The sequence below is a fragment of the Bradyrhizobium sp. 1200_D9_N1_1 genome (assembly GCF_052075915.1).
In the GTDB taxonomy this organism is placed as follows: domain Bacteria; phylum Pseudomonadota; class Alphaproteobacteria; order Rhizobiales; family Xanthobacteraceae; genus Bradyrhizobium; species Bradyrhizobium diazoefficiens.
Window position 1 is genome coordinate 1,196,450 of record NZ_CP197226.1, and the last position, 25,676, is coordinate 1,222,125.

The following is a 25,676-nucleotide window of genomic DNA, read 5'->3' on the forward strand; positions in this document are numbered from 1 at the left end:
GCCTCGCACCTCAGGATGATGGGGCTGGTAGCGAAATTGCCTCTCGCGCTCCCGCCATCTTCTCCCCGTATCCAACCCCTATTGTGCTGTGCACCGTCCGCGGTTTATGAGCTGCGGCAAAGCCGCGATTTTAGGAGATTCTATGCCAGCCCCAGGCCAAAGCCCTGAGCGGAGCGCGAAGGCGCTGCTGCTCGAAGGCGTCAATGACAGTGCCGTGGACCTGTTCCGGAGCGCGGGCTTTGCCAATGTCGAGCGGCTGACCAAGGCGCTGGACGGCGAGGCGCTGCGCCAGGCGCTCAAGGGCGTGTCGTTGCTCGGCATCCGCTCGCGCACCCAGATTACCGACGACGTGCTGGCGGCCGCCGATCAGCTCCTTGCGGTCGGCTGCTTCAGCGTCGGCACCAACCAGGTCGATCTGCTGGCGGCGCGCAAGCGCGGTATTCCCGTCTTCAACGCCCCGTTCTCCAACACGCGCAGCGTCGCCGAACTCGTGATCGGCGAGATCGTGATGCTGCTGCGGCAGATTTTCCCGCGCTCGGTCTCGGCCCATGACGGCGGCTGGGACAAGTCCGCGACCGGCAGCCGCGAGGTCCGCGGCCGCACCCTCGGCATCATCGGCTACGGCAATATCGGCTCGCAGCTCTCGACCCTGGCCGAGGCCATGGGCATGCGGGTGATCTATTACGACCGCACCGACAAGCTCCGCCACGGCAACACCGAGCCGGTCGAGAAGCTCGAGGAGCTGCTGGCGCAGAGCGACGTCGTCAGCCTGCACGTGCCGGAGACGCCGGAGACATCAGGCATGATCGGCGAGAAGGAGCTGCGGGCGATGAAGCCGGGCTCCTTCCTGATCAACAACAGCCGCGGCACCGTGGTCGATCTCGATGCGCTGGCGCGCGCCTTGCGCGACGGTCACATCGCCGGTGCCGCCATCGACGTGTTTCCGGTCGAGCCGTCGTCGAATTCCGATCGTTTCAAGAGCCCGGTGCAGGGCCTCGGCAACGTCATCCTTACCCCGCATATCGGCGGCTCGACCGAGGAGGCGCAGGAGCGCATCGGCGGCGAGGTCGCGCGCAAGCTGGTCGACTATTTCATCACCGGCTCGACCATGGGTGCGGTGAACTTCCCGGAGGTGCAGTTGCATCTGCGTCCCTCCGGCGCGCGCTTCAGCCATGTCCATCGCAACGTGCCGGGCATGCTGCGGCGGCTCAACGAGGTCTTCCTCCAGCGCGACATCAACATCGCGGCGCAATATCTGGAGACCGCCGGCGACCTCGGCTACGTCGTGCTCGATGCCGATCTCGGCGGCCAGGATTCGGGCGAATTGCTCCAGCAGATCCGCGCTCTCGACGGCACGGTCGGCGCAAGGCTGGTATTCGAGCACTAAACGGCCCCACGTTCCGGTTGCATCTTTTGGCAACTGCTCTCACACTGCGCTCGAATTCGACGTGGTCAAGAATCGCGTCGAATTTGAGCTTCAGTTGCGTGAGTGTCCGCCATGGAACGGGACGCCGTACTGATTGATCTCGCGCTTCAGGGCGGCGGTTCGCACGGCGCCTTCGCTTGGGGCGTGCTCGACCGCCTGCTGGAAGAGAGATGGCTCACGATCGCCGCGATCTCCGGAACCTCCGCAGGCGCGATGAATGCGGCGGTGCTGGCGGATGGCTGGACGGCCGGCGGCGCCGAGGGCGCGCGCGAGGCGCTCGAACAATACTGGCGCCGCGTCTCCAGGGCCGCTGCCTTCAGTCCGCTGCAACGCTCGCCGCTCGACCGGCTGATGGGACGCTGGACCCTCGATACGTCGCCCTTCTACATCCTCACCGATCTGATGTCGCGCGTGCTGTCGCCCTACGACCTCAATCCAACCGGCTACAATCCGCTGCGCGCGGTGCTGGCCGAGAGCATCGATTTCGAACGCCTCGTGCGTTCGCCGATCCAGCTGTTCATCACCGCGACGCGGGTGCGCACCGGACGCGGCCGCATCTTCCGCAACGCGGAGATCACGGCGGATGTGCTGCTGGCATCGGCCTGCCTGCCGACCATGTTCCGTGCCATCGAGATCGACGGCGAGCCGTATTGGGACGGCGGCTTCGCCGGCAATCCGACAATCACGCCGCTGGTTCGCGAGAGCGACGCGCACGACACCATCCTCGTCCAGATCAATCCGACCGAGCGGCCGGAGGAACCGCGGACAGCGGCGGAAATCCTCAACAGGCTGAACGAAATCTCGTTCAACTCGCCGCTGATGAAGGAACTGCGGATGATCGCGCTGCTGCGCCAGGCGGCCGACCCCGGCAGCGGCGAAGGCGCGCGCTGGGCGAAGATGCGGACGCACCGGATCAAGAGCGACATGCTGACGAAGTTCGGCGCGTCGTCGAAACTCAACGCGGAATGGGAATTCGTCTCGATGCTGCGCGCCGAAGGGCGCATGGCCGCGGACGCGTTTCTCGCCGAGCATGGGGCCGACATCGGCCGGCAATCGACCGCCGATCTCGACGTCCTCCTGACGGAGTGCTGAGACATGGGTCTCCTCGGCCTCCTCGTCGGGCTCGGCCTGCTTGTCCTGTTTGCCTTTCGCGGCTGGAGCGTGCTTCTGCTCGCGCCGTTCGCGGCACTCGTTGCTGCCCTGTTCGGCGGCGAACCGTTGCTTGCGAACCTGACGCAAGTCTTCATGGTGAATGCTGCGGGATTTCTGGCGCAGTTCTTCCCGATCTTTCTGCTTGGTGCCGTCTTCGGCAAGTTGATGGATGACAGCGGCGCGGTGACGTCGGTCGCCGGCTTCATGGCGGAGCGCCTTGGCGAGCGGCGCGTGATCCTGGCGGTCGTTCTCGCCGGCGCGCTGGTCACCTATGGCGGCGTCAGCCTGTTCGTCGCGTTCTTCGTCATCGTTCCCATGGCCCGTTCGCTGTTTCGCGCGGCTTCGATCCCGCGCCGCCTGATCCCGGCCGCGATCGTGCTGGGAACGTCGACCTTCACGATGTCGGCCCTGCCAGGCACGCCGTCGATCCAGAATGCGATCCCGATGCCGTTCTTCGGGACGACGCCGTTCGCCGCACCGGGCCTCGGCATCACCGCCTCCCTCATCATGCTCGGCGCGGGGTTGTGGTGGCTGCATCGCGCCGAGGCAGCAGCCCGCCGCGCCGGAGAAGGCTATGGCGACGATGCCGACGGCTTGATCGAGCAGGCCGCCGCCGACGAACTCGTGCGCGAGCGCGCAACGACCGCGCGCGAGTTCGATCCGGCTGAACTACAACACGGTCATCGCAGCGACCGGCCTTCGCCTGTGCTGAACGCCATCGCGCCGCTGGTCGTCGTCGTCACCGTGAATCTGGTGATGTCGCTGGTGGTGCTGCCGCGGCTCGATGTCAGCTATCTCGCCGAGCAGCGTTTTGGCGAAACGTCGCTCGCGGCCGTCGCGGGCGTGTGGTCGGTCGCGGTGGCGCTGGCGGCGGCCATCGTCACCACCATCGCACTCAACCGTGCCCGCCTGCCGGCGCTTCGCCGGACCATGGACGCCGGGGCCAATGCGTCGGTGCTGCCTGCGTTCAGTGTCGCCAGCCTCGTCGGATTCGGTGCCGTCGTCGCCTCGCTGCCGGCGTTCACGATCGTGCGCGACTGGGTGCTCGCGATCGAAGGTGGTCCGCTGGTCTCGCTCGCCGTCGCGACCAACATCCTGGCCGCGCTGACCGGTTCGGCATCGGGCGGGCTGACCATCGCGCTCGAAGCGCTCGGCCCGACCTATGTCGAACTCGCCGCACGCACCGGGATCGAGCTCTCGCTGATGCATCGAGTCGCGGTGATCGGCTCGGGGACGCTGGACATCCTGCCACACAATGGCGCGGTGGTCAGCCTGCTCGCGATCTGCGGCCTGACGCACCGTGACAGCTATTTCGACATCGTCATGGTCGGCATCGTGACGTCGCTGCTGGCGCTGGTCGCCGTGATCGCGCTGGGCAGCGCGTTCGGATCGTTCTGATCAAAATGCGAACGTGAGCGATTGACGGAACGTTGAAGGTTGCATTCAATGCGGCCAACTGGCCAAATCCAACAAACAGCGAACACCGGGTGGAAACGATGACGCGAAAGAGAGCGAAGCTGTGCGCATGGCTCGTGGGCGCGGCGGCGGCGATGGGCGCGAGCGGCGCGTCGGCGGTGACGCTGGTGGAGGATGCCGACACGGTCTGCAAGGGGCTCGTCGGCGGCGTCGATGCCGGGAAGATCGATTCTGCGACGTTGCAGGCGCCGTCGCAACTCGCTGTTGCGGAGCGCGGCCCGACACCATCGGGGCGCATCACGCCGGCCAATCCCGGCTTCTGCAAGGTGCTCGGCCATATCGATCCCGTCGATCCCAAGGCGCCGCCGATCAAGTTTCAGGTCAACCTGCCGGTCGAATGGAACGGCCGCTCAGTGCAATATGGCGGCGGCGGCTTCAACGGCGTGCTGATCACCGGCCTTTCGCTGCCGCCCGCCTATCCGTTCGACAAGCCCTCGCCGCTCGCGCGCGGCTTCGTCACCTACGGTACCGATTCCGGCCATGAGTCCAGGCCGGGCGAGCCGCCGCAGGTGTTCGCGCTCAACGACGAAGCCTTCGAGAACTTCGCCCATCGTGCCTACAAAAAGGTTCGCGACGTTGCCGTCGCGCTGATGCAGCGCGCCTACGGCAGGACGCCCGAGAAGATGTACTTCATGGGCTCGTCCGAGGGCGGTCGCGAAGGCCTCACCATGGCGCAGCGCTACCCCGATGATTTCGACGGGATCTTTGCCCGCGTGCCTGTCATCAACTGGGTCGGCCTCCAGCATGCCGGCACGCGTTCGGGCCTCGTGACCATGGGCGACGGCTGGATCAACCCGGCGCAAGTCAAGCTCGTCGGCGATGCCGTGCGCGCGGCGTGCGACAAGGCCGACGGTTCCGTCGATGCGCTGGTGCAGGATCCCGTATCCTGTAAGGCGGCGTTCAAGGTCGAGACGCTGCGCTGTGAGGCCGGCAAGAGCGGCGATCAGTGTCTCACCGATGCGCAGATCAAGGCGGTCAACACGCTGCATGCGACCTACAAATTCCCGTTCGCGCTCGCCAACGGCCTCGACGACTATCCGGGCTGGGGCGTGTCGGGTGAGGACACGCCGGCGGCCGGTCCGACCGGCGGCTGGGTCGCGTGGTGGCTCGGCACCGCGCCACCGGCGCAGCCGCCCGCGCCCAACAACGGCATCGCCTGGATCTACGGCGCCGGCGGCATCCGGTATGTGTTCGCGCGAGATCCCAATCTCGACGTCACGACCTACAAGCCGGAGGCGCACAAGGCGCGGTTGCTTGAGGTCTCCAGCCTGATGGACTCGACCGACCCCGATCTCAGCCGCTTCCGCGCCCACGGCGGCCGGCTGATCATGCTCGAGCACATGGCCGATTATGCGCAGAATCCCTATGCCGGCATCCGCTATTTCGAAAGCGTCGAGCGCCTGATGGGCTCGGCGACGACGGAGTTGTTCGCAAGGCTCTACACCGCGCCTGGCGTCGACCATGTCGGTTCCGGCGCGCCGGCCAATGTCGACATGCTGAGCGTGCTGGTCGACTGGGTCGAGAACGGCAAGGCGCCCGGCGACCTGGAGGTCACCGAGCAAAAGGTCGAAGGGCCGTTGTTCGCGGTGACGCGGGCGCTGCCGCTGTGCCGCTGGCCGGCCTGGCCGCATTACAAGGCGGGTGCGGTGACGGAGGCGTCGAGCTATTTCTGCGCGCAGTGAGATCAGCGCAAATCCCGCGAGGCCGCTGCGCCTTGGCGGCCTCGCGCCGATGCCTGGGGGTCAGGCCGCCTTGACCTCGATCTTCTTGGCGGGCTTCTGCGCTTCCGCCGTCTTCGGCAGCGTCACTTTAAGCACGCCGTTTCTGAACGACGCTTCGATCTTGTCGGCTTCGACATCCTTGGGGAGGCCGAAGTGGCGTTCAAAGGAACCATAGCGTCGCTCGGAGACGTAATAGTCCTTCTGCTTCTCCTCCCTCTCGAATTTCTTCTCGCCCTTGATGGTGAGCCCGTCATTGGCGACGTTCACCTCGATGTCCTTCTCGTCCATTCCGGGCAATTCGGCCGTGATCTCATAGGCCTTGTCGCTTTCGGTGACATCGACGGCCGGTGTGCTCACGAGCTTCTGTGCCAAATTGCGCTCGAAGCCGGCGAGCGAACGGAACGGGCGGCGCCAGAAATCGTCAGTGCCGAAATCCTCGAACAGCCGATCGACTTCCTTGCGGAGCGCCTCGAACGGTCGCCACGTTTCGCCGCCAAATGCGGGTTCGTTGGTTTTCTTGGTGACGGGGAGCTTGGTTTCGTTTGCCATGATCTCTCTCCTTCAGAGATAGAGCTCGTTCAATGCGCCAAACGTCCATCGGTGCTTACAGCCTGTCCTTGATTTGTCTCAAATTCGGAAGCGCGGCCGCAGGGGCCAGGATGCGAGCTCGGGCATGCAGACATCGGTAAGTATTGCGGACCGTTTTTCGGCGACTGACTCGCATTGATTTGAGTTAACCTCGTCGGCAAACGAGAGTTTGAATGTTCGGCTGGCAACGCCGGAGCATCGATATGAGGCTGCTGAACATCCCTCACAACGCGCTCGTGTTTGTTGGCGACGGCCGCAAGGCCCTGTTCCTGCGCAACGACGGCAATTCGTTGCATCCAAGCCTGAAGATGGAGCAAGTGCACGAGGATGAGAATCCGCCCACGCGTGAGCAGGGCACCGATCGTCCGGGCCGCTTGAATAGCCCAATGGGACAGAGAACCGCGGTCGAGGCCGCCGACTGGCACCATCTCGAGCAGCATCGCTTCGCGCGGCGCGTGGCAGGCGCAATGCAACAGCTCGTTCGCGAGCGCGACGTGAAGGCGCTTGTTGTCGTGGCCCCCCCGCGAACGCTGGCCGATCTGCGCGAAGCCCTTCATGCCGACGTCAAGGCGCGCATCATCGCCGAGGTCCACAAGGATCTCACCAGGCATCCGATCGACGAGATCGCGCAGCATCTGACGGCAGAGCACTGAGGACGTCAACGGAACGGCTCAATGCGCCGGCCCACCCGCCGCCTTCACCCGCCGCGTCAGCAGGACCGCGATCGCGGCGAGCACCAGCACGGCGCCGATCACCGCAAAGGTGTCGGAATAGCCCATCACCAGCGCCTGGCGCTTCACGGTCTTGCCGAGCGCGATGATGGCCTGCTCGCGCGCGGCATGGGGGTCGGGCACGCCGTGCGCGATGAAGTAGTCCGTCATCTGCGCGATGCGGCTGCGGACCTCCTCGCGGCCGAGCGTGACCGACTGGCCGATGATGTTGGAGTGGAATTGCTCGCGCTTGGTGATGATGGTGGCAAGCGTCGCCGTGCCGATCGCGCCGCCGAGGTTGCGGAACATGTTGCTGATGCCGGAGGCTGCGGCCGCATCCTGCGGTGCGATGCCGCCCGTCAGCACAGAGGTCAGCGGCGTCAGCACCATCGCCTGCCCCACGGCGCGCACGATGTTCGGGATCCAGAGCTGGTCGCCGGCATAGTCCGGCGACATCGCCGTGTTCATGAAGCAGCTGTAGGCGAAGATCAGAAGTCCGGTGATCGCGATGTAGCGCGTGTCGAAGCGCTGCATCAGTTTCGGGATCAGCGGGATCAGCACGAGCTGCGGCAGGCCGGTCCAGGCCAGCACGTTGCCGATCTGCTCGGCGTTATAGCCCTGCGCCTGGCCGAGATAGGCGGGCAGAATGTAGACCGAGCCGAACAGCGCGAAGCCGACCATGGTCATCGCGAGCGTGCCGAAGCCGAAATTGCGCTGAGCGAGGAGGCGCAGCCGGATCAGCGGCTTCTCGATCGTGAGCTCGATCGTGACGAACAGCGTCAGGCTGACGGCCGCGATCACCGCGAGCTTGACGATGAAGGGCGAGGAGAACCAGTCGTCCTTGTTGCCTTCCTCCAGCACCGCTTGCAGCGCCGACAGTCCGATCGCCATGGTGAAGATGCCGGCCCAGTCGCCCTCCTTCAGGAGGCCGAGCTGCATCTTCTGCTTCTCCAGCGTCAGATAGAGCGCCGCCACCATCACCGCGGTCGGGATCACGTTGACGAAGAAGATGGTGCGCCAGCCGTAGGTTTCGGTGAGATAGCCGCCGATGGTCGGGCCGATCGCCGGGGCGAAGGTCACGGACAGCGCAAAGATCGCGAGCCCCACCGGCTGCTGCGGCTTCGGCAGCTTGGTCAGCACCAGCGTGAACGCCATCGGGATCAGCACGCCGCCGGCAAAGCCTTGCAGGCCGCGCATCGCGATCATCGACGGCAGATCGTGCGTGAAGGCGCAGGCGACGGAGAAGGCGGCGAACAGCGACGCGCTCGCCAGCATGTAGCGGCGGAACGAGAACACGCGGCTCAAATAGTCGGTCAGCGGGATCACGATGATCTCGCCGATCAGATACGACGTCGAGATCCAGGAGCCGTTGTCCGCGCCGGTGCCGATGCCGCCCTCGATGTTGAGCAGCGAGGCGTTGGTGATCTGGATGTTCAGGATCGCCATGAACGAGCCGATCATGGCGGCGAGCACGGCGATCCAGGTCGCGGCGCTCGCGCGGGCGGGATCGGCGACGGCGCGATCAGGCGTCGCGGCCGGTGCTGCTTGCGTCGAAATTGAAAGGCTGTTTGACATGGCACGACCCTCCGGAGACGAGCTTCGCTTTGGGCGCGGCGGCCGCATTCGCGGCCGGCGCGGTCGAACGTGTTGCAATGGTCGGGATCACGGACATGCCGGGCCGGAGCGCAATCGCGGGGCCATGCGCGGCGTCGAGCGCGATCTTGACCGGGATGCGCTGCACCACCTTGGTGAAATTGCCGGTGGCGTTGTCGGGCGGCAGCAGCGCGAACTCCTGGCCGCTGGCGGGTGCGATGGAATCGACGCGGCCGTGCACGATCTGGCCCGGGAACATGTCGACCTCGATGTCGACGGCCTGTCCCGCCTGCACGTGGGTGAGCTGCGTCTCCTTGAAATTGGCGACGACATAGGCGCCATCAGTCGGCACGATCGACATCAGCTGCGTTCCCGCCTGCACGAACTGGCCGACGCGCAAGGAGCGGTTGCCGACGACGCCGTCGATCGGCGAGATCACGGTGGTGTAGCCGAGGTTCAGCTCGGCCTGGTGCTGCACGGCTTCCGCGCGCGCGGCCGCCGCCTTGGCCTGCACGATCTCGGCCTTGAGCAGGTCGACCTGCTTGAGAGCCGAAGCGAGGTTGGCGGTGTCGCGCTCGAGCGTCGCCTGTGCCGAGGCGATGCGCGATTGCGCCTGCTGCGCATTTTGCACGCTGCCGGAGCCGGTCGCGGCGAGATCGGTGTAGCGCTTGTTGTCCTGAGCGGCGAAGGTGAGGGCGGCCTGGTCGACGTCGAGCGTGGCGCGCGCGGCCTTGATCACCGCCTGCTGAACCTCGAGCTGCGCTTCCTTGCTGGCGATCGTCGCGTTCGCCGCCTGCACATCGGCCCTGGCCTGGTCAAGCGCGACGCGGAAGTCGCGGTCGTCGATCCGGGCCAGCACCTGACCGGCCTTCACATGCTCGTTATCGGCGACCAGGACCCGGTTGAGATAGCCGCTGACCTTCGGCGCGATCGTGGTGTTGTCGGCCTTCACATAGGCGTCATCGGTGGAGACGAGGTACTGGCCGACGGTCCAGTAGTCGTAGCCGTACCAGCTGGCGCCGGCCAGCGCGACGGCTGCGGCTCCCATCAGCAACAGCTTGCGAAAATTGAGCTTTTTCCGGCGTGCCTGGACCGGCGCGGCGGGCAGGACGCCCTCCAGGGCGGCCGCTGGAAGGGCGGTCTGGGCGGCGGCAGTCGGGGTGGTGTGGACGGTCATGGCCGGCTCCCCTGAATTAGGAAACTTGATAATTTCCAAAATGCGACTAGCTTTGGAATTGTCAATGGAATGACAGGCATCATGTAAAGACATGGCTCAGGCAAAATCGGAAAACGAATGCCGTCCGCGCGGTCGGCCGCCGGTGCGTAGCGACGAGGAGACGAAGGGAATCGTTCTCGAGGCCGCACGGCAGGCCTTTGCCGGCGACGGCTATGCGGCGACCAGCACCGAGGAGCTGGCGCGCCGCGCCGGCATCTCCACCAAGACGCTCTATCGTCTGTTTCCCGGCAAGGCCGCGCTGTTCGAGGCGATGTGCGCCGACAGGCTCGAGCGGCTGCTCTCCGCGGTCGATCTCCAGGCAAGCGACGAGGTCGACATCGAAAAGGGCCTGCGCGCCGCGCTGCTGGCCTGCGCGGATCTTGCGCTCGATCCGGAAGTCGTGGCGTTGCAGCGCATGGTGCTGCAGGAATCGGCCGCATTCCCGGAGCTTGCAGCCCATTTCTACAAGAACGGCATCTCCCGCACCGTCACGGCGCTTGCCGGCTGGCTGCGTGCCCAGGTGAAGAAGAAGCGCATCGCGCTCGATGACGTCGAGGAGGCCGCCGGGATGCTGATCGGCATGGTCGCGTCGGCGCCGCAGCGTGCGGCGATCTATGGCGGGTTGGCGCTGCCGTCACGCAAGGACATCGAGCGGCGCGTCAAGACCTGCGCGGCGCTGTTTCTGGATGGCTGTCGCGCTATCTAGGCCCGGCAGCCGCCCTTTGACAATCCGGTCGGTCTCGGCTATCTATTTCGCATGCGAAATAAAACCGCCGCAGCGAGGCATCACCGGCTGATCTACCTGCTCAGCGTCGCGCAACGCCGGTTGCAGCGCTGGATGGCGGCGCAGCCCGAGAGCGAGGTGACGCCGGCGCAGGCGGGGCTGTTGTTCATCCTCGGCAGGCAGGACGGCGTCCTGATGGGAGAGGCAGGCGCGGCGCTGGATATGGGGCCGGCCGGGATTTCCGGCCTCGTCGACCGCACCGCAGCCGCAAGGCTGATCGAGCGGCGGCCCGATCGCGAGGACGGACGCGCCTGGCGCGTGTGGCTGACGCCGAAGGGGCGTACCGTGCTGGCGCATGCAAAAACCTCGGCGGCGGAGATCAACGCGGCGCTGACGGACGGATTTACCAGCGCCGAGATCGACATCGTCGCGCGCTGGCTGTCGAGCATTCAGGACAAGTTTCCAAGAGACCCTGCAAGAGACCCTGCAAGAGATCCAGAGGAATAAGAGGAGAGCCCAATGACCGAGCACGTCCGGATCGAGAACAACGGTGGAATTCTCACGCTCACGCTGGCGCGCCCCGACAAGAAGAACGCGCTGACCGATGCGATGTACGGCAAGCTCGCCGATGCAATCGAGTCCGCCGAATTCGATCCGTCCGCTCGTGTGATCCTGATCCGCGGCGAGGGCGACATGTTCACCGCCGGCAACGACGTCGGCGAGTTCGCGGCCGTTGCGAGCGGAAAGTCGGAAGGCAGCCGCAACGTCATACGCTTCATCCAGTCGCTGGCGCGCTGCACGCGGCCGCTGGTTGCGGCCGTGCAGGGCCGCGCCGTCGGCGTCGGCACCACGATGCTGCTGCATTGCGATCTCGTCGTGCTCGCCGACAACGCGCAATTGTCCACGCCCTTCGTCAGCCTCGCGCTGGTGCCGGAAGCCGCCTCCAGCCTGCTGATGCCGGCGCGCATCGGCTATGCCCGCGCCTACGAGATGTTTGCGCTGGGTGAGACGGTGCCGGCGAAGGCTGCGCTGGAATGGGGGCTCGCCAACCGCGTTGTCCCGCTCGACAAGCTCGACGCCGAGACCCTCGCGCTGGCGCAGCGTCTCGCCCGCCAGCCGGCCGGCGCGCTCACCGCCACCAAGAAGCTGATGCGTAACGGCGAGGCGCTGGTCGCGCAGATGCAGGCGGAGGGCGAGCAGTTCGCGCAGCGCGTGCGCACCGCGGAGGCGCGTGAAGCGTTCACGGCGTTTGCCGAGCGCCGGGCGCCCGATTTTACGAAAGTCGCGTAAGGAGCGGCGGGCCGCCCGAATGGGTGCAGGCGGAGCCGGCTCAAATCGACTAAAACCTTAACGAAACATTGGCAGGTTGCGATGCAAGGTGGCCACTCGTTGAAGAGTAGGCCCCTTGACCTCATGGCAATGTTTAAGAAATCGGTAAGCTCGCTTCTTCTGACCTTGATGGCCCTGCTTGCGGCCGGCGCCCTGGCCAGCACGGCGATCCAGATGGTCGGGGCCTTCGGCCGTTACAGCGACAGTCTCGAAACCGCGCGGCTTGCCGCCGCCGACAAGACCATCTTCCACGGCGTGCTGTCGCTGCGCAACAATCGCGGCGACGCCCAGAGCGCACTGCTCGGCGAGGACGAGCCGCGCGCCAAGTTGGGAGCCGCAGAGAAGGCCGAGCAGGCCGGCTATGAATCCATCGCTTCGGCGCTCTCCACGATCGAATTCGACCGGCGCGACGAGCTCGCGAATACGCTGAAGCAGCGCTGGAACGAAGCCGCGCCGCAGTTCGAGTTGTTCTACGACGAAGCCAAGCGTCCGCGGGCCGAGCGCAAGATGGAACGTACCAATGTCTGGTACGATGCCGTCACCAAGGTCATCGACACCGCGAACCTCGCCTCCACCGCGGTGTCAAACCGCGCCTGGATGAACGATCCCTACATCGCCCGCATGATTCAGGTTCGCCGCTTTGCCTGGCAGGTGCGCGACCGTTATGGGGTCCATTGTTCGTCGCTTCGCTCGAACGTCAACAGCAGCAAGCCGCTCGACGACGTTCAGAAGCGGTCGGTGGCGCAATGGGATGGCACGATCGCCTCTGGCTGGGCGGGGATGGCCGAGTTGCTGGCTGCGCCCGAGGTGACGGCGGAGCTGGTTACGGCAGCGTCGGACGCGAAGGCCAAGACCGATGGCGTCCTGAAGCAGATCGGAGAGCTCACCAGGAATTTTGACGGCAGCGGCAAGCCCGCGATGCCCGCCTCGGAATGGAATGCGCTGTGCCAGTCGCCGTTCGCGTCGATCGTCGCGGTCGCGAACAAGGCGCTGGACCAGTCGATCGCGCGCGCCGAGGCCGTTCAGGCCAAGGCCCTCACCAATCTCGTCGTGCAGTCGCTCGCCTTCCTTGTGGCGCTCGCGGTGACCTTGGCCGGCGTCTATGTGGTGCGCACGCGCCTCATGCGTCCGGTGCGCGCCATTCTCGATGCCATCGCCCGCATCGGCGCGCGAGATTATTCGACACCGGTTCCGCAATCCCGGTATCCCGACGAGTTCGGCACCATGGCGGCTGCGCTCGAGAGCCTGCGCGAGAGCGCCGCGACCGCGGAGCGTCTCGGTCAGGAACGTGAATCGCAGCAGGCGCTCCAGCTTGCCCGCTCCGGCACCGTCGATGCCGCCTGCCGCAGCTTCGACGACACCGTGCAGGCCGTCATCCACGGCGTTGCCGCGTCGGCGCGGGAGCTCGATGCGACGGCGACCGATGTGCGTACGCTGGTCTCGGAATCCAGCAGCCAGACCGCGGCGGTCGCCTCCTCTGCCGAGCAGGCCACCAACAATCTCGAGACCATCGCTGCCGCGACCGAGGAGCTCTCGGCCTCCGTCGGCGAGATTTCCGCGCAGGTGCAGTCGAGCGCGCGCGAGGCCCGCGAGGCCGTGTCGCAGGCCGAGCGGACCAACGCCACGGTCGAAATCCTCGACCAGACCGCAAGCCGCATCGGCGAGGTCGTGAAGATGATCAACGCCATTGCCGGCCAGACCAATTTGCTTGCGCTGAACGCCACCATCGAGGCCGCACGCGCGGGCGAGGCCGGCCGCGGCTTTGCCGTGGTCGCCGGCGAGGTCAAGAGTCTCGCCGCGCAGACCGCGACGGCCACCGAAGAGATCTCCCGCCAGGTCGAGGAGATCCAGGGCGCGACCGGTCAGGCGGTAACCGCCATCCGTTCCATCGGCGGCGCCATCAGCGGCATCGACGAGAAGATGACCGCGATTGCGGCCGCCGTCGAACAGCAGCGGGCGGCCACCACCGAGATCTCGCGCAACTTCCAGCAGGCCGCGCAAGGCACCCGTGAGGTGACCGACACCATCGGCAGCGTCGCCAAGCTCAATCAGGAAACCGGCAACGCCGGCACGGTGCTGTCGGAATCCGTGAAGAAGATGTCGGCAGACGCCGATCGCCTCCGCGTCGCGGTCGAAGGTTTCCTCGGCGCGGTGAAGACCGCTTAACTTTCACATCCCTGTTCCAACGGAACGCGGATCGGCATTGCCGCCGATCCGCGCCCCGAGTACATCTGTCGTGCCGCGCGAGTGCGGCGTTAGATGTGCAGGAATATCAGGGATGGAGAGTTCGATGCCGGTTACGCCCCACCACAAGGCCCAGCGCCCCTATCGCGGCGTGTTCCCGGTCGCGCCCACCATCTTCGACGAGCGCGGCGAGCTCGACCTTGAGGGCCAGCGCCGCTGCATCGATTTCATGATCGATGCAGGCTCGAATGGCCTCTGCATCCTCGCCAATTTCTCCGAGCAGTTCGTGCTCACCGACGCCGAGCGCGAAACCGTGATGCATGCGGTGCTGGAGCATGTCGCGGGACGGGTTCCCGTCATCGTCACCACGACCCATTTCAGCTCGGCCGTCTGTGCGGCGCGCAGCAAGCAGGCCGAAGCGGCCGGTGCCGCCATGGTGATGGTCATGCCGCCCTATCACGGCGCGACGTTTCGCGTGCCGGAGAAGGGCATCGTCGAATTCTTCAAGGTGCTCTCCGGCGCGATCAATATTCCCATCATGATCCAGGACGCGCCGGTGGCCGGCACGCCGCTGTCGGTCGAGCTGCTCGCCCGGCTGTCGCGCGACTTCTCCAACATCCGCTATTTCAAGATCGAGGTGCCGGGCGCCGCGGCAAAGCTCCGCAGCCTGATCGAGGTGGGCGGCAAGGATATCGAGGGCCCGTGGGACGGCGAGGAGGCGATCACGCTGCTCGCCGATCTCGACGCCGGCGCCACCGGCGCCATGACCGGCGGCGGCTATCCCGACGGCATCCGCCAGATCATCGATCCCTATTTCGCCGGCAAGCGCGAGGAAGCGAAAGCCGCCTATGAGCGCTGGCTGCCGCTGATCAACTACGAGAACCGCCAATGCGGCCTGATCGCCTGCAAGGCCATGATGCAGGCCGGCGGCGTGATCAAATCGGACGCCGTGCGCCATCCGCTCCAGCCGCTGCATCCCGCGACGCGCGCGGGGCTGCTGGAGCTGGCGAAGGAGCGGGATGCCCTGGCGCTGCGGTGGGGGAAGTAGCGGCCAATTCCCCAGTCGTCGTCCCGGCGAAGGCCGGGACCCATACCGCGTGATCTATCGGTGAACGCAGGTGTTGGTACCGCGGGAAGACTTTTACTACTAGCCTTCGCCAAACCCCTCCCTGGGGGTATGGGTCCCGGCCTTCGCCGGGACGACACCGAGTGTGAGGGGCCCTAGCCTGATCCCGCCGGCTTCCATTTGGCGGAAGGCGTCGAATTGGCGCGGCTCGGGCCGTTTCCCGCAGCCCGGCGATGACATATTGTAGGCTCGCCAACGAAGCCCGCGGAGCAGCTCAAGACATCGCGCACCAGTTCTTCATTATGCCGCTGTCCCGAGCCAGGTTGGCGCGAACCGACAGAACAGGGAGGCAGTGCCATGACGATGAGGCCGGATCCCACCTTTCACGCATCGCCCAAGCTTGCGATGGAAGCACCTGCGGAGAACTTTGCCTATACGTTGCTGCTCAGTCCGGATTTCTCAAAGCCGGATGCTCTTGCGGTCATCGACGTCAAGCCGGGATCGCCGACCTATGGCCAGATCGTCCACACCGTGACGATGCCCAACAAAGGCGACGAGTTTCATCACTTCGGCTGGAATGCCTGCTCTTCCGCCTTGTCGCCGCTCGCCGGACACGCCTTCATCGAGCGGCGCTATCTCATCATCCCCGGGCTGCGCTCGTCGCGGATCTACATCATCGATACCAAGCCCGATCCGACCAAAGCCAAGATCCACAAGATCATCGAACCGGAGGAAGTCTTCAAGAAGACCGGCTACTCGCGCCCGCACACCATCCATTGCGGGCCGGACGGCATCTATGTCAGCACGCTGGGCGGCGGCGGCAAGGACGGCACCAACGGACCTCCGGGCGTCTTCATCATGGATTGCGAGACGTTCGAGGTCCTTGGACGATGGGAGATCGACCGTGGCCCGCAGACGCTGCATTATGACTTCTGGTGGAATCTGCCGCGCGACTACATGGTGACGAGCGAATGGGCATTGCCGCCGCAGTTCGAGAACGGGATCGTTCCGGAAGATCTGCTGTCGAACAAATATGGCCATCGTCTCCACTTCTGGGACCTTCGCGCCCGTCGCAACGTCCAGACCATCGACCTCGGCGCCAATCATCAGATGGCGCTGGAGGTGCGGCCCGCGCACGATCCGGTTCGCGAATACGGCTTCGTTGGCGTCGTGGTCGACACCACGAACCTCGAAGCATCGATCTGGACCTGGTGGCGCGAAGGCGGAAAATTCCATGCCGAGAAGACGGCGACGATCCCTCCCGAACCTGCGCCAAAGGAGAAGCTCCCGCCGCTGCTGCAGGGATTTGGCGCCGTGCCGCCGCTGGTGACCGACATCGACCTGTCGATGGATGACCGGTTCCTCTATGTCTCGTGCTGGGGCACGGGTGAAATGCGCCAGTACGATGTGAGTGATCCGCGAAAGCCGAAGCTTGCGGGCTCGGTCCACATCGGCGGCATCGCGCGCCGCACCCCCCATCCGAACGGCAAGGCATTTGCTGCCGGTCCGCAGATGGTCGAGATCAGCCGCGACGGCAGGCGCGTGTACTGGACCAATTCGCTCTATTCCACCTGGGACGATCAGTTCTATCCCGACGGGGTTCCGGGCGTGGAAGTCATGGCCAATGTCGGCGGCAACGGCGGCCTCGAGCTCGACAAGGACTATTTCGTGAGCTTCCCCGACGGATATCGTGCGCACCAGATCAGGCTCGAGGGCGGCGATTGTTCGACGGATTCCTTTTGCTACCCGTCGGTCTAGATGGGGCGCACGCGAGCCCGGCGCTTGGCTGGCTTTGGCTCGCTCTTGTTGCGAGCGGCCTCTACCACGGGGTCAACCCGGGAATGGGATGGCCGCTCGCTGTTTCGGCCGGGCTCATGGACAAGAGCCCACGCGCGCTGTTCCGTGCGTTGTGGGCCCTGGCGGCCGGACATCTCCTGGCAACACTTCTCGTGCTGCTGCCATTCGCGTTCCTGCTCGTGCTGGCCGAGTGGCAGCGTTCGATCCAGATCAGTGCGAGCCTTCTCGTCATCGGCTTCGGTGTCTATCGGCTGATCGAGCGGCGCCATCCCCGCGCGCTGGCACGAATTCCGCCAACGCAATTGGCGCTCTGGTCATTCGCCGTTGCCATTGCCCACGGCGCGGCCTTGATGCTCGTGCCGATCTATCTCGGGCTCTGCCAGGCCCTCGAGCTCGATGCCGGCCATGAGGCGGCGGGCGCGCTGATGAAGGCAAGTCTCGGGATGGCGGTGCTGGTGTCCCTGGTGCACGTTGCCGCCATGGTCAGCGCCGGCGGATCTCTGGCGTGGCTGGTCTACCGCTATCTGGGATTGAGGTTCGTCTCGCGCAGCTGGTTCAATCTGGATGCAGTCTGGGCGACCAGCCTCGTTCTGGTTGGCGCGGTGGCGCTCGCCTTCAATCTTGCGAGCTGGCGCTGAGGTCTATCGCGCCAAAGCCCACTCGCCGATGATGCGGAAGCGCGCCTTGGTCTCGTTCTGCCTGAACAGGGCGAGGCGGTCGATCGCCAGCGTGTCGAGACGAAGCGACGCGAACCGCGTCCGCAACATCTCCAGGATCGGTCCGCGGCGCTCTGCATCCAGCCGCCCAGTCAGGGTCATGTGGAAGCGAAATTCTTCCATGACGTAGGGGTAACCCCAGCGGTCGAGATAATCGCGCTGCCGCTCGGTGAGTTTGTCGGGCTTCCGGCGTGCGCGGTCTTCCGCGGTGAGAGCGGCGCGGAAGGAATCGAACTCGCGTGCGCAATCGGCGGCGAGCTGCTGGAGCGCATCGACCGGCTCGGCCGGGATGACGGCGATGAAGCCGCTGATGGTGTCGACGATCGGGCGGATGGCCGGGATCGGCCGCGCCGTTTCGGCGAATGTCGCGCAGGCTGCCATAAGCTCCGCCTCGGTGCTGCCGGGCGTCAGCGCCATCGGCGCCTTCAGCGTGGCGTGGAAGCCGTATTTGCGGGGATCGGCGGAGACGTCACGCCAGTCCGGTGCAACGTGCAGCGCCTCGGGCGGAAACGGCACCTCGTCGCCGGTGTAGGCATCGTAGCCGAGCAGCTTGGCGCCGAAGCGGGTCAGCGCGCTGTCGGCGCCGGCGGCAAAATAGATCGCGTAGCGGGGAAAACCTGTCATCGCCTCAGCATAGCCAATTTATGCCGCGACGACAGCCTCGCGCGGCGCCGCCGCCGCGCTGAGCAGTCGCGTCGCATCGGTGAGATGCACGAGCTTTCCGCCTGATATCACCGCGACGAGCCGCGGCCGCAGCGGCACGGTGTCGTCGACGAGGAGGATGTCGGCGCGGCGTCCTTCGGCGAGGATGCCGCGGTCGGCAAGGCCGGCCGCGCGCGCAGGCTCCGCGGAGACCAGGCTCCAGGCCTCCGTCAGCGGCAACACGCCATCGGCGGCGAGGCGGAACGCGGCGAGCAGTTGCGCGGGATAGTAATAGTCCGACGCCAGCACCGAGCAGAGCCCCTTTGCGATCATGTCGGATGCCCGGGTCCAGCCGGTGTGGCTGCCGCCGCGCACGACGTTCGGCGCGCCGTAGACGATGGCATCGCCGTGGCTCGCTGCCGCCCGCGCCGTCTCCTCGTTGATCGGAAACTCGGCGATGTCAGCGCCGAGTTCGCGAAACTCCCGGCGCATCGCGGGTGTCGCATCGTCATGCGAGAGCATCCGCACGTCTGCCGCACGGGCAGAAGCAGCGAGCCGCGACACGGAGGCCGGCACGTCGGCGGCGCGCGAGATCACGCGGTCGACCAGCCCGTCAAAATCCTCGCTGGACAAGCCAGTGCGCTCCACCATGCGGTTGCGCTTGCGCGGCTTGGCCATGTCGGCGACGGTGCCGTCCATGTGGTCGTTGAAGGCAAACAGGTCGACGCGGCCCTCGGCGAGCCACCGGCTGATCTCGGCCTCGGCATCGAGATTGTAGGTCTCGTGCCGCAGATGGAAGCGGGTGTCGGCAGCGAATTGCGGACGCTGCCGCTCGATCGCCTCCATCAGGCCGCGCGCATTGTCGGCGCTGCGCAGGCCCGGTTCCCACGAGCAGGTCGTGGCGTGAAAGACCGTGGTGATGCCGTTGCTGATCGCCTGGCGGTCGCTGTCCGCGAGCGCGACGTCGATCGGGAAGTCCACGCCGGCGCGCGGCATCATCTGCCGCTCGAAGGCATCGCCATGCAGATCGACGATTCCCGGCAACACCAGCAGATTGCGCGCATCGATCGCGAGCCGAGCCCGGCCACGGGCGGCATCGACCCGTGCGATGTCCGTTCCGGCCACGCTGAGTGACGTCTCGACCAACTCGGTGCCGATCAGGGCCCGGCCGCCCTCAAGGAAAATGTCTGTCACGCGACCGCGCTTCGTTTGCTGACAGGGGAGTGTGCCCGTGCTTCATACGTGGAGAGAAAATCTTCAATCCCGAGCCTGCGGAAATCGGGCAAGGCTTCACGCAATTTGTCGTGATCCCAGTCCCACCAGGCGAGCCGCGCAAGCCGCCCGGCGATCTCTTCCGAGAAGCGCCGCCGCACGATTCGCGCGGGATTGCCGGCGACGATGGTGTAGGCGGGTACGTCCTTGGTGACGATGGCGCCGGCCGCGATCACCGCGCCGGTGCCGATGTTGCGGCCGGGCAGCACGATCGCGCCATGGCCGATCCAGACGTCGTGGCCGATATGGACGTGATGCTGGCGCCGCCAGTCGAAGAACTCCGTGTCGTCGCTCTCGCCGGGGAAGTAGGCGCTGGAACGATAGGTGAAGTGCGCCTGCGTCGCGCGATGCATCGGATGATTGCCGGGGTTGATACGCGTCATCGCCGCAATTGAGCAGAATTTCCCGATCGTGGTGTAGGTGATCTGCGAATCGTTCACGACATAGGAGTAATCGCCCATCGTCACTTCATGCAGGATCGTGCGCGCGCCGACCTCGGTATAGGCGCCGAGCCGGGTCTCGTGCAGCTTGGCCGAGGGATCGATGGTCGGTTGGACTGAAAGGGCTTTGCCGGCCATGTCGTATCCGAAGCGTGAGGGCGGGCGTTCCTCTTCGAGCGGCTCGATGACAATGTCATGACGCAGCGATGACAGGGGATGAGGTGTGTTGGATCGCCGCACCGCAACGTGCATGTCACACAAGTGTCAAGCGTCGGCGTTAGCGGTGGGTCCCAGCTACTCTGGAGCCCTGCATGCTGGTGGTTGAAGGTCTGACGTGCCGCTTTGGCGCAAAAGCCGCGGTGGACGACGCTTCGTTTCAAATTTCCCCCGGCGGATTCGTCGGCGTGATCGGAAGATCCGGCGCGGGCAAGTCCACCCTGCTGCGGACCATCAACCGCCTGGTGACGCCGACGCAGGGCCGCATCCTGTTCGACGGCACCGACGTCACAGCGCTGCGCGGCAAGGAGCTGCGGCAGTGGCGGGCGCGCTCGGCGATGATCTTCCAGCAGTTCAACCTCGTCGGCCGGCTCGATGTTCTCACCAACGTCCTGATGGGGCGCCTCGCGACGATGCCGGCCTGGCGCTCGCTGTCGCAGACCTGGCCCGAACACGACAAGGCGCTGGCGATGTCCGCGCTCGAGCAGTTCGATATCGCCGCGCTCGCCGCGCAGCGCGCCGACCAGCTCTCCGGCGGCCAGCAGCAGCGCGTCGCGATCGCCCGCGCGCTGGTGCAGCAGCCCGACATCATTCTCGCCGACGAGCCGATCGCTTCGCTCGACCCGCGCAACACCAAGATCGTGATGGATGCGCTGCTGCGCATCAACAAGCATTTCGGCATCACCGTGCTCTGCAACCTGCATTCGCTCGACTTGGCGCGCAGCTATTGCGACCGCCTGATCGGCATGGCGCAGGGCCGTGTCGTGTTCGACGGCGCACCGTCTGCGCTGACCGATCACGTCGCGCGCGAGCTCTACGATCTCGAAGCCACCGACGTCATGGGCGGCTCGCCCGTGCCGGCGCCCGAGGGCATTCCGGCGCTTGGAACGGCGGCCGCCGCCTGAGCCGCATCGCTTCTGTCGTTGCCAGTTTTTGCGTCAACCGACCCCAACCGATGAAGAGGGTATCATGATCACTCGCAGACTAGTTCTTGCCGGCGCCGCCGCGCTCGCATTCACGACCTCGGCCTCCGCCGACGACTGGAAAGCCAAATATTCCGAGCTGACCTTCGCGGTCATTCCGGCGGAAAACGCCTCGGGCGTGACCGAGCGCTGGGCGCCGTTCATGAGCTATCTCTCCAAGGAATTGGGCGTGAAGGTCACGCTGCGTATCGCCAATGACTACGCCGCCGTCATCGAAGGCCAGCGCGCCGGCAATATCCATATCGCCAGCTACGGCTCGGCCTCGTTCGCCCGCGCCCGCCTGACCGGCGTCAAGACCGACGCGTTTGCCAACGACATCAACGCCGACGGCTCGACCGGCTACTATTCGGTGTTCTTCGTCAAGGCGAGCAGCCCCTACAAGAGCATCGACCAGCTCAAGGGCAAGAACCTCGGCCTCGTCGACCCGAACTCGACGTCCGGCAACAACGTGCCGCGCTTCGAGCTCGACAAGATGGGCATCGCGGACGCCGACACCTATTTCAGCAAGGTCGTCTTCACCGGCAGCCATGAGAACGCGATCCTGGCGCTGGCGCAGGGCACGGTCGATGTCGCGGCCAACCAGTGGACCAGCGACGACGATTCGACGCTGGCGCAGATGCTGACCAAGGGCATGCTGAAGAATGCCGACGGCTCGCCGATGAAGAAGGACGATTTCCGCATCATCCACAAGTCGGCGCCGATCATCAACGGTCCCTATGCCTACAACTCCGACCTGCCGGAAGAGGCGAAGGCGGCGATCGCGAAGGCGTTCTTCGACGCGCCGGCCAAGGACAAGGCGGCCTTCGATCGCCTCCAGGACGGCCAGAAGAAGGGTTTCCATCCCGCCACCACCAAGGACTGGGATGGCACGATCGAGCTGATCAAGTTCGTCGATGCACTGCGTAAGAAGAAGGCGTCCTGAGTTTCGGGACGAGCTACTCGAGCCGGGTCGATGGACCCGGCTCTTTCTCTTTGATCGGCCACTTTTCCTGAACAGATGACCCTCGCGGTTTCGATCCTGCCCGAGCAGCAACTGGCTGCGCTGAACACCGCTTACAATCAGGCGGTCGCGCGCAGGCGGCTCCGTCTCTTGCTCGGAATCGTGGTGTTCGCCGCCGCGCTGCTTCTCGCCGCGATCGGCGCCGAAGTGAACCTGCGCACCTTCTTCACCTATTTCGGCAACTTCGTCAGCTATTTCGATCGCATCCTCACGCTCGACAACGGCCAGCGGGTCTGGACCGATGTCGGCGAGTGGCTTTGGGGCTGGCGCAAATGGTTGAAGATGCTCGGTGAGACGCTGCTGATCAGCTATGTCGGCACGCTGACCGGTGCGACCCTCGCCTTTGTCCTGAACTTCTTCGCGGCGGAAAACACCTCGCCCGCGCCCTGGCTGCGCTTTACGGTGCGGCGTCTGCTCGAATTTGCACGCACCGTCCCGGGCATCGTCTTCGCGCTGATCTTCGTGATCGCCTTCGGGCTCGGGCCGATGGCTGGCGTGCTTGCGATCGCGATCCATTCCACCGGCGCGCTCGGAAAATTGTTCTCGGAGATCGTCGAGAACGCCGACATGAAGCCGGTCGAGGGTATCCGCTCGACCGGCGCGAGCTGGCTCTCCTGCATGCGCTTTGCCGTCGTGCCGCAGGTGACCGCGGGCTATGCCAGCTACGCGCTGCTGCGCTTCGAGATCAACGTTCGCGAAGCCTCGGTGATGGGCTTTGTCGGTGCCGGCGGCATCGGCCAGGAGCTCGTCGTCGCCATCCGCAAATTCTATTATTCGGACGTCAGCGCGATCCTGCTCACCATCATCATTACGGTCTTCATCATAGACATCACCACCGGCTGGCTGCGCGGCCGCCTGTTCGGCAAGGAGGCGCGGACGTGACGCGGCCGCAAGAGGTTGACACGCGAGAGCTTCGCGCGCGCTATCCTGACGTGTTCGACCGGCCTGCCTCGGCGCGGCTCGCAATGCCGGCGATGATCGTCGCGGCGTTCGCGGTCCTGGTGTACGGCCTCGTCGATCTCGACTTCTCGCCGTCGCGCTTCGTCGCAGGCCTCAGCCAGCTCGGCTGGATCAGCCTGATGATGATCCCCCCCGATCCCGGCTCCTCGCTGCCGATCTATCTGAAGGCGCTCGGCGAGACGCTGTCGATCGCTCTGCTCGGCACGACGCTCGCCGCATTGTTCGCGCTGCCGGTCAGCCTGCTCGCCGCCCGCAACGTGGTGCCGTCAAACATCCTGCGCTTCCCGATCCGCCGTTTCCTGGATTCGATCCGCGGCGTCGATACGCTGATCTGGGCGCTTGTTTGGATCAATGTCGTCGGCCTGGGCCCCTTCGCCGGCGTGCTCGCCATCGCCGTGTCCGATTTCGGCGCCTTCGGCAAGTTGTTCTCGGAGGCGATCGAGGGCGCCGACCAGAAGCAGGTCGAGGGCATCCGCGCCTCCGGCGGCAGCGCACTGCACGAGATCCGCTTTGGCCTGTTGCCACAGGTTCTGCCCGTGATCGCCGGCCAGGTGCTCTATTTCATCGAGTCCAACACCCGCTCGGCCACCATCATCGGCATCGTCGGCGCCGGCGGCATCGGCCTCCAGCTCGCCGAGCAGATCCGTGTGCTGGAATGGCAGAAGGTGTCGTTCCTGATCCTGATGATCCTGGTCGCGGTCGCCGCGATCGATTTCATCTCGGGCAAGCTCCGTTTCGCGATCATCGGCCGGCGCGCGGTGGCTTAGGTTGTTCGCCTCCCTTCGCCCCTTGTGGGGGGAGGGCGCACTCTCGATGCTGCGCGAGAAGTCTACTCCATCCCTGCGCGACGCAATCCTTCCAGATAATGCTCGCGGTCCTGCTCCAGCAGCATCGGCAGCTCGCTTGTGATCCAGGCGAGCGAGATGCCGGGCTGGGCGCGGCGCAAGCCTTCCAGCGCGGACGCGGCAAGGACCGGATCACCCAGCATGCCGGCGGCCGCCGTCAGCACGCGATGTGCGCCGACGAAATCGGCGCGCTGCCGCATCGATTCCCGCGCCATCTGCAAGCTTGCCTCGTAATTGCGGCCGATGAACTGGGCATAGGCGGCGACCCCGCAATAGATCGCCGCGAGCGGATCGCGCGGGCTCAGCCGCAGCGCGCGGCGCGCGGCGGCATCGCCGTCCTGCCATCGTCCCGCGTAGCACAGCGTCACGCCGTAGAAGGCGTGCGCCATCGCGAAATTCGGATTGAGCCTCAAGGTCAGCTCGAACTCCGCCAGCGCGTCGTCGAAGCGGCGGCGGAACAGGTAGGTGTAGGCGAGGCCGTGATGGGCCCAGGCGTCCTCGCGATCGGCCTCCACCGCCGCAAGCGCCGCGCGTTCGGCGACCGGCACGGTCGCGGCCATGTCGGCCCAGCCCATATGCGCGCCGAAGATATGGCTGGTCGCGAGCAGGCCCAGCGCCTTGCCATAGGCGGGATCGATCGCGACGGCCTTCTCGAGCAGCCCTTGCGCGGCCGCATTGTCCTCGCGGGTGATGCGCCAGTAATGCGACAATGCGCGCATGACGAGGTCCCAGGCATCCAGGCTGCCCGGCGGCTTCTGCCCGGCGCGAAAGCTCTCGGCCGTATAGAGCTGCGGCTCGATCGCGGCGACGATCGCCTCGGTGATGTCGTCCTGCACGGCGAAGATGTCGGCAAGCTCGCGGTCGTAGCGTTCGGCCCAGAGATGGCTGCCGGTCGAGACGTCGTTGAGCTGGGCCGAGATGCGCACGCGCTCGCCGCTCCGCCGCACGCTGCCTTCGACCACGTAGCGCACGCCGAGCTCGCGCGCGACCTCGTGCATGTGCACGGCGCGGCCCTTGTAGACGAAGGAGGAGTTGCGCGCGACGACGAAGAACCAGCGCAGCTTCGACAGCGCAGTGATGATGTCCTCGCTGATGCCGTCGGAGAAATAGTCCTGCTCGCGGTCACCGCTCATATTGGTGAAGGGCAGCACGGCGATGGCGGGCCGGTCGGGCAGCGCGAGTGTCGCCTGCGGCGCTGGTATCCACCGGCCGGGTTCCGGCGCGGCCGCGGCGAGCTTGGTCTCGACGTCGCCGACGAAACGAAAACCCTTGCGCGCGATGGTTCGGATCAGCGCCTGGCTCGCGCCGTTGTCGCCGACCGCCTTGCGTGCCGCATTGATCCGGCTGGTCAGGGTGGATTCGGAGACGCTGCGCCCGTGCCAGATCTTGTCGATCAGCTCGTCCTTGCTGACCACCCGGTCGCGGTTTTCCATGAGATGGACGACGAGGTCGAAAACCTGCGGTTCCACGGAAACGGGAACCTGCTCGCGGCTCAGCTCGCGCCGGTCGGTGTCGAGAAGGTGATCCCGGAACAGAAACTGCACGTCGAAAACTCAGACCTCACGACGACATCGGGGCAATGACAAAGCAAAACGGATTTCGACCTAAGTCTGTGAGTCC

Annotated in this window: 23 protein-coding genes; 16 read left to right on the forward strand and 7 right to left on the reverse strand. The window is 65.7% G+C overall.

Annotated elements, in window-relative coordinates; all coding sequences use genetic code 11:
- Window positions 1–142 precede the first annotated feature (142 nt).
- From serA to AB5K84_RS05800, 4 genes are all read left to right on the forward strand, one after another.
- Entirely contained in the window at window positions 143–1,387 is a 1,245-nt protein-coding gene (serA, locus tag AB5K84_RS05785; protein WP_028175507.1) for a phosphoglycerate dehydrogenase, read from the forward strand.
- Window positions 1,388–1,498: 111 nt separating this feature from the next.
- Entirely contained in the window at window positions 1,499–2,518 is a 1,020-nt protein-coding gene (locus tag AB5K84_RS05790; protein ID WP_038966094.1) for a patatin-like phospholipase family protein, read from the forward strand.
- A gap of 3 nt (window positions 2,519–2,521) precedes the next feature.
- Window positions 2,522–3,976, forward strand: a complete 1,455-nt coding sequence (locus AB5K84_RS05795) for a GntP family permease (protein ID WP_011090686.1) — start codon at window positions 2,522–2,524, stop codon at window positions 3,974–3,976.
- 98 nt (window positions 3,977–4,074) lie between these two features.
- Window positions 4,075–5,736 carry a tannase/feruloyl esterase family alpha/beta hydrolase gene (locus AB5K84_RS05800; protein WP_038966103.1) on the forward strand — a complete coding sequence of 554 codons (1,662 nt, stop codon included), beginning with the start codon at window positions 4,075–4,077 and terminating at the stop codon, window positions 5,734–5,736.
- 60 nt (window positions 5,737–5,796) lie between these two features.
- Here the strand turns inward: AB5K84_RS05800 and AB5K84_RS05805 are convergent, their stop codons facing one another.
- A complete protein-coding gene (locus AB5K84_RS05805) occupies window positions 5,797–6,324 on the reverse strand; it encodes an Hsp20/alpha crystallin family protein (protein ID WP_011090684.1) in 528 nt (175 codons plus the stop codon).
- A gap of 212 nt (window positions 6,325–6,536) precedes the next feature.
- On the opposite strand from AB5K84_RS05805, the gene AB5K84_RS05810 reads away from it, so the two are divergent.
- On the forward strand, window positions 6,537–7,016 hold the full coding sequence (locus AB5K84_RS05810) for a baeRF12 domain-containing protein (protein ID WP_011090683.1): 480 nt from the start codon (window positions 6,537–6,539) through the stop codon (window positions 7,014–7,016).
- 18 nt (window positions 7,017–7,034) lie between these two features.
- On the opposite strand, the gene AB5K84_RS05815 is transcribed toward AB5K84_RS05810, so the two are convergent.
- Both AB5K84_RS05815 and AB5K84_RS05820 read right to left on the reverse strand, forming a co-directional pair.
- Window positions 7,035–8,648 carry a DHA2 family efflux MFS transporter permease subunit gene (locus tag AB5K84_RS05815; protein ID WP_038966095.1) on the reverse strand — a complete coding sequence of 538 codons (1,614 nt, stop codon included), beginning with the start codon at window positions 8,646–8,648 and terminating at the stop codon, window positions 7,035–7,037.
- On the reverse strand, window positions 8,596–9,843 hold the full coding sequence (locus AB5K84_RS05820) for an HlyD family secretion protein (RefSeq protein WP_038966096.1): 1,248 nt from the start codon (window positions 9,841–9,843) through the stop codon (window positions 8,596–8,598). The genes AB5K84_RS05815 and AB5K84_RS05820 overlap by 53 nt, the downstream gene beginning before the upstream one ends.
- Before the next feature lie 91 nt (window positions 9,844–9,934).
- On the opposite strand from AB5K84_RS05820, the gene AB5K84_RS05825 reads away from it, so the two are divergent.
- From AB5K84_RS05825 to AB5K84_RS05855, 7 genes are all read left to right on the forward strand, one after another.
- Complete coding sequence (locus tag AB5K84_RS05825) at window positions 9,935–10,588, forward strand: TetR/AcrR family transcriptional regulator (RefSeq protein ID WP_011090680.1); 654 nt, start codon at window positions 9,935–9,937, stop codon at window positions 10,586–10,588.
- A gap of 51 nt (window positions 10,589–10,639) precedes the next feature.
- A complete protein-coding gene (locus tag AB5K84_RS05830; RefSeq protein WP_011090679.1) occupies window positions 10,640–11,113 on the forward strand; it encodes a MarR family winged helix-turn-helix transcriptional regulator in 474 nt (157 codons plus the stop codon).
- Between the two features lie 12 nt (window positions 11,114–11,125).
- Window positions 11,126–11,896, forward strand: coding sequence for an enoyl-CoA hydratase (locus AB5K84_RS05835; protein WP_011090678.1), 771 nt, complete (start codon window positions 11,126–11,128; stop codon window positions 11,894–11,896).
- 123 nt (window positions 11,897–12,019) lie between these two features.
- On the forward strand, window positions 12,020–14,101 hold the full coding sequence (locus tag AB5K84_RS05840; RefSeq protein ID WP_063921559.1) for a methyl-accepting chemotaxis protein: 2,082 nt from the start codon (window positions 12,020–12,022) through the stop codon (window positions 14,099–14,101).
- A 124-nt stretch (window positions 14,102–14,225) separates the two neighbouring features.
- Window positions 14,226–15,167 carry a dihydrodipicolinate synthase family protein gene (locus AB5K84_RS05845; protein WP_038966109.1) on the forward strand — a complete coding sequence of 314 codons (942 nt, stop codon included), beginning with the start codon at window positions 14,226–14,228 and terminating at the stop codon, window positions 15,165–15,167.
- A 375-nt stretch (window positions 15,168–15,542) separates the two neighbouring features.
- Window positions 15,543–16,943 (forward strand): selenium-binding protein SBP56-related protein, encoded by a 1,401-nt coding sequence (locus tag AB5K84_RS05850; RefSeq protein ID WP_011090675.1) that lies wholly within the window; start codon window positions 15,543–15,545, stop codon window positions 16,941–16,943.
- Window positions 16,944–17,026: 83 nt separating this feature from the next.
- Window positions 17,027–17,620, forward strand: coding sequence for a hypothetical protein (locus AB5K84_RS05855; protein WP_011090674.1), 594 nt, complete (start codon window positions 17,027–17,029; stop codon window positions 17,618–17,620).
- A 3-nt stretch (window positions 17,621–17,623) separates the two neighbouring features.
- Here the strand turns inward: AB5K84_RS05855 and AB5K84_RS05860 are convergent, their stop codons facing one another.
- The 3 genes from AB5K84_RS05860 to AB5K84_RS05870 are packed head-to-tail and all read right to left on the reverse strand — an operon-like array spanning window position 17,624 to window position 20,190.
- The gene (locus AB5K84_RS05860; RefSeq protein WP_011090673.1) at window positions 17,624–18,322 is read right to left on the reverse strand and encodes a DUF1045 domain-containing protein; all 699 of its coding nucleotides are present in this window, start codon (window positions 18,320–18,322) and stop codon (window positions 17,624–17,626) included.
- Window positions 18,323–18,340: 18 nt separating this feature from the next.
- Window positions 18,341–19,534: an alpha-D-ribose 1-methylphosphonate 5-triphosphate diphosphatase gene (locus AB5K84_RS05865; protein ID WP_011090672.1), complete on the reverse strand. Its 1,194-nt coding sequence runs from the start codon at window positions 19,532–19,534 to the stop codon at window positions 18,341–18,343.
- Complete coding sequence (locus tag AB5K84_RS05870) at window positions 19,531–20,190, reverse strand: chloramphenicol acetyltransferase (RefSeq protein ID WP_038966112.1); 660 nt, start codon at window positions 20,188–20,190, stop codon at window positions 19,531–19,533. The genes AB5K84_RS05865 and AB5K84_RS05870 overlap by 4 nt, the downstream gene beginning before the upstream one ends.
- Window positions 20,191–20,363: 173 nt before the next feature.
- On the opposite strand from AB5K84_RS05870, the gene phnC reads away from it, so the two are divergent.
- From phnC to phnE (AB5K84_RS05890), 4 genes are all read left to right on the forward strand, one after another.
- The gene (gene phnC / locus AB5K84_RS05875) at window positions 20,364–21,173 is read left to right on the forward strand and encodes a phosphonate ABC transporter ATP-binding protein (RefSeq protein ID WP_011090670.1); all 810 of its coding nucleotides are present in this window, start codon (window positions 20,364–20,366) and stop codon (window positions 21,171–21,173) included.
- Window positions 21,174–21,237: 64 nt separating this feature from the next.
- A complete protein-coding gene (gene phnD, locus AB5K84_RS05880; RefSeq protein ID WP_011090669.1) occupies window positions 21,238–22,173 on the forward strand; it encodes a phosphonate ABC transporter substrate-binding protein in 936 nt (311 codons plus the stop codon).
- A gap of 75 nt (window positions 22,174–22,248) precedes the next feature.
- Window positions 22,249–23,133 (forward strand): phosphonate ABC transporter, permease protein PhnE, encoded by an 885-nt coding sequence (phnE, locus tag AB5K84_RS05885; RefSeq protein ID WP_011090668.1) that lies wholly within the window; start codon window positions 22,249–22,251, stop codon window positions 23,131–23,133.
- A complete protein-coding gene (gene phnE, locus AB5K84_RS05890; RefSeq protein ID WP_011090667.1) occupies window positions 23,130–23,978 on the forward strand; it encodes a phosphonate ABC transporter, permease protein PhnE in 849 nt (282 codons plus the stop codon). Before phnE (AB5K84_RS05885) ends, phnE (AB5K84_RS05890) begins: the two co-directional genes overlap by 4 nt.
- A gap of 62 nt (window positions 23,979–24,040) precedes the next feature.
- Here the strand turns inward: phnE (AB5K84_RS05890) and AB5K84_RS05895 are convergent, their stop codons facing one another.
- Entirely contained in the window at window positions 24,041–25,600 is a 1,560-nt protein-coding gene (locus AB5K84_RS05895; RefSeq protein ID WP_038966114.1) for a winged helix-turn-helix domain-containing tetratricopeptide repeat protein, read from the reverse strand.
- Between the last annotated feature and the right edge of the window lie 76 nt (window positions 25,601–25,676).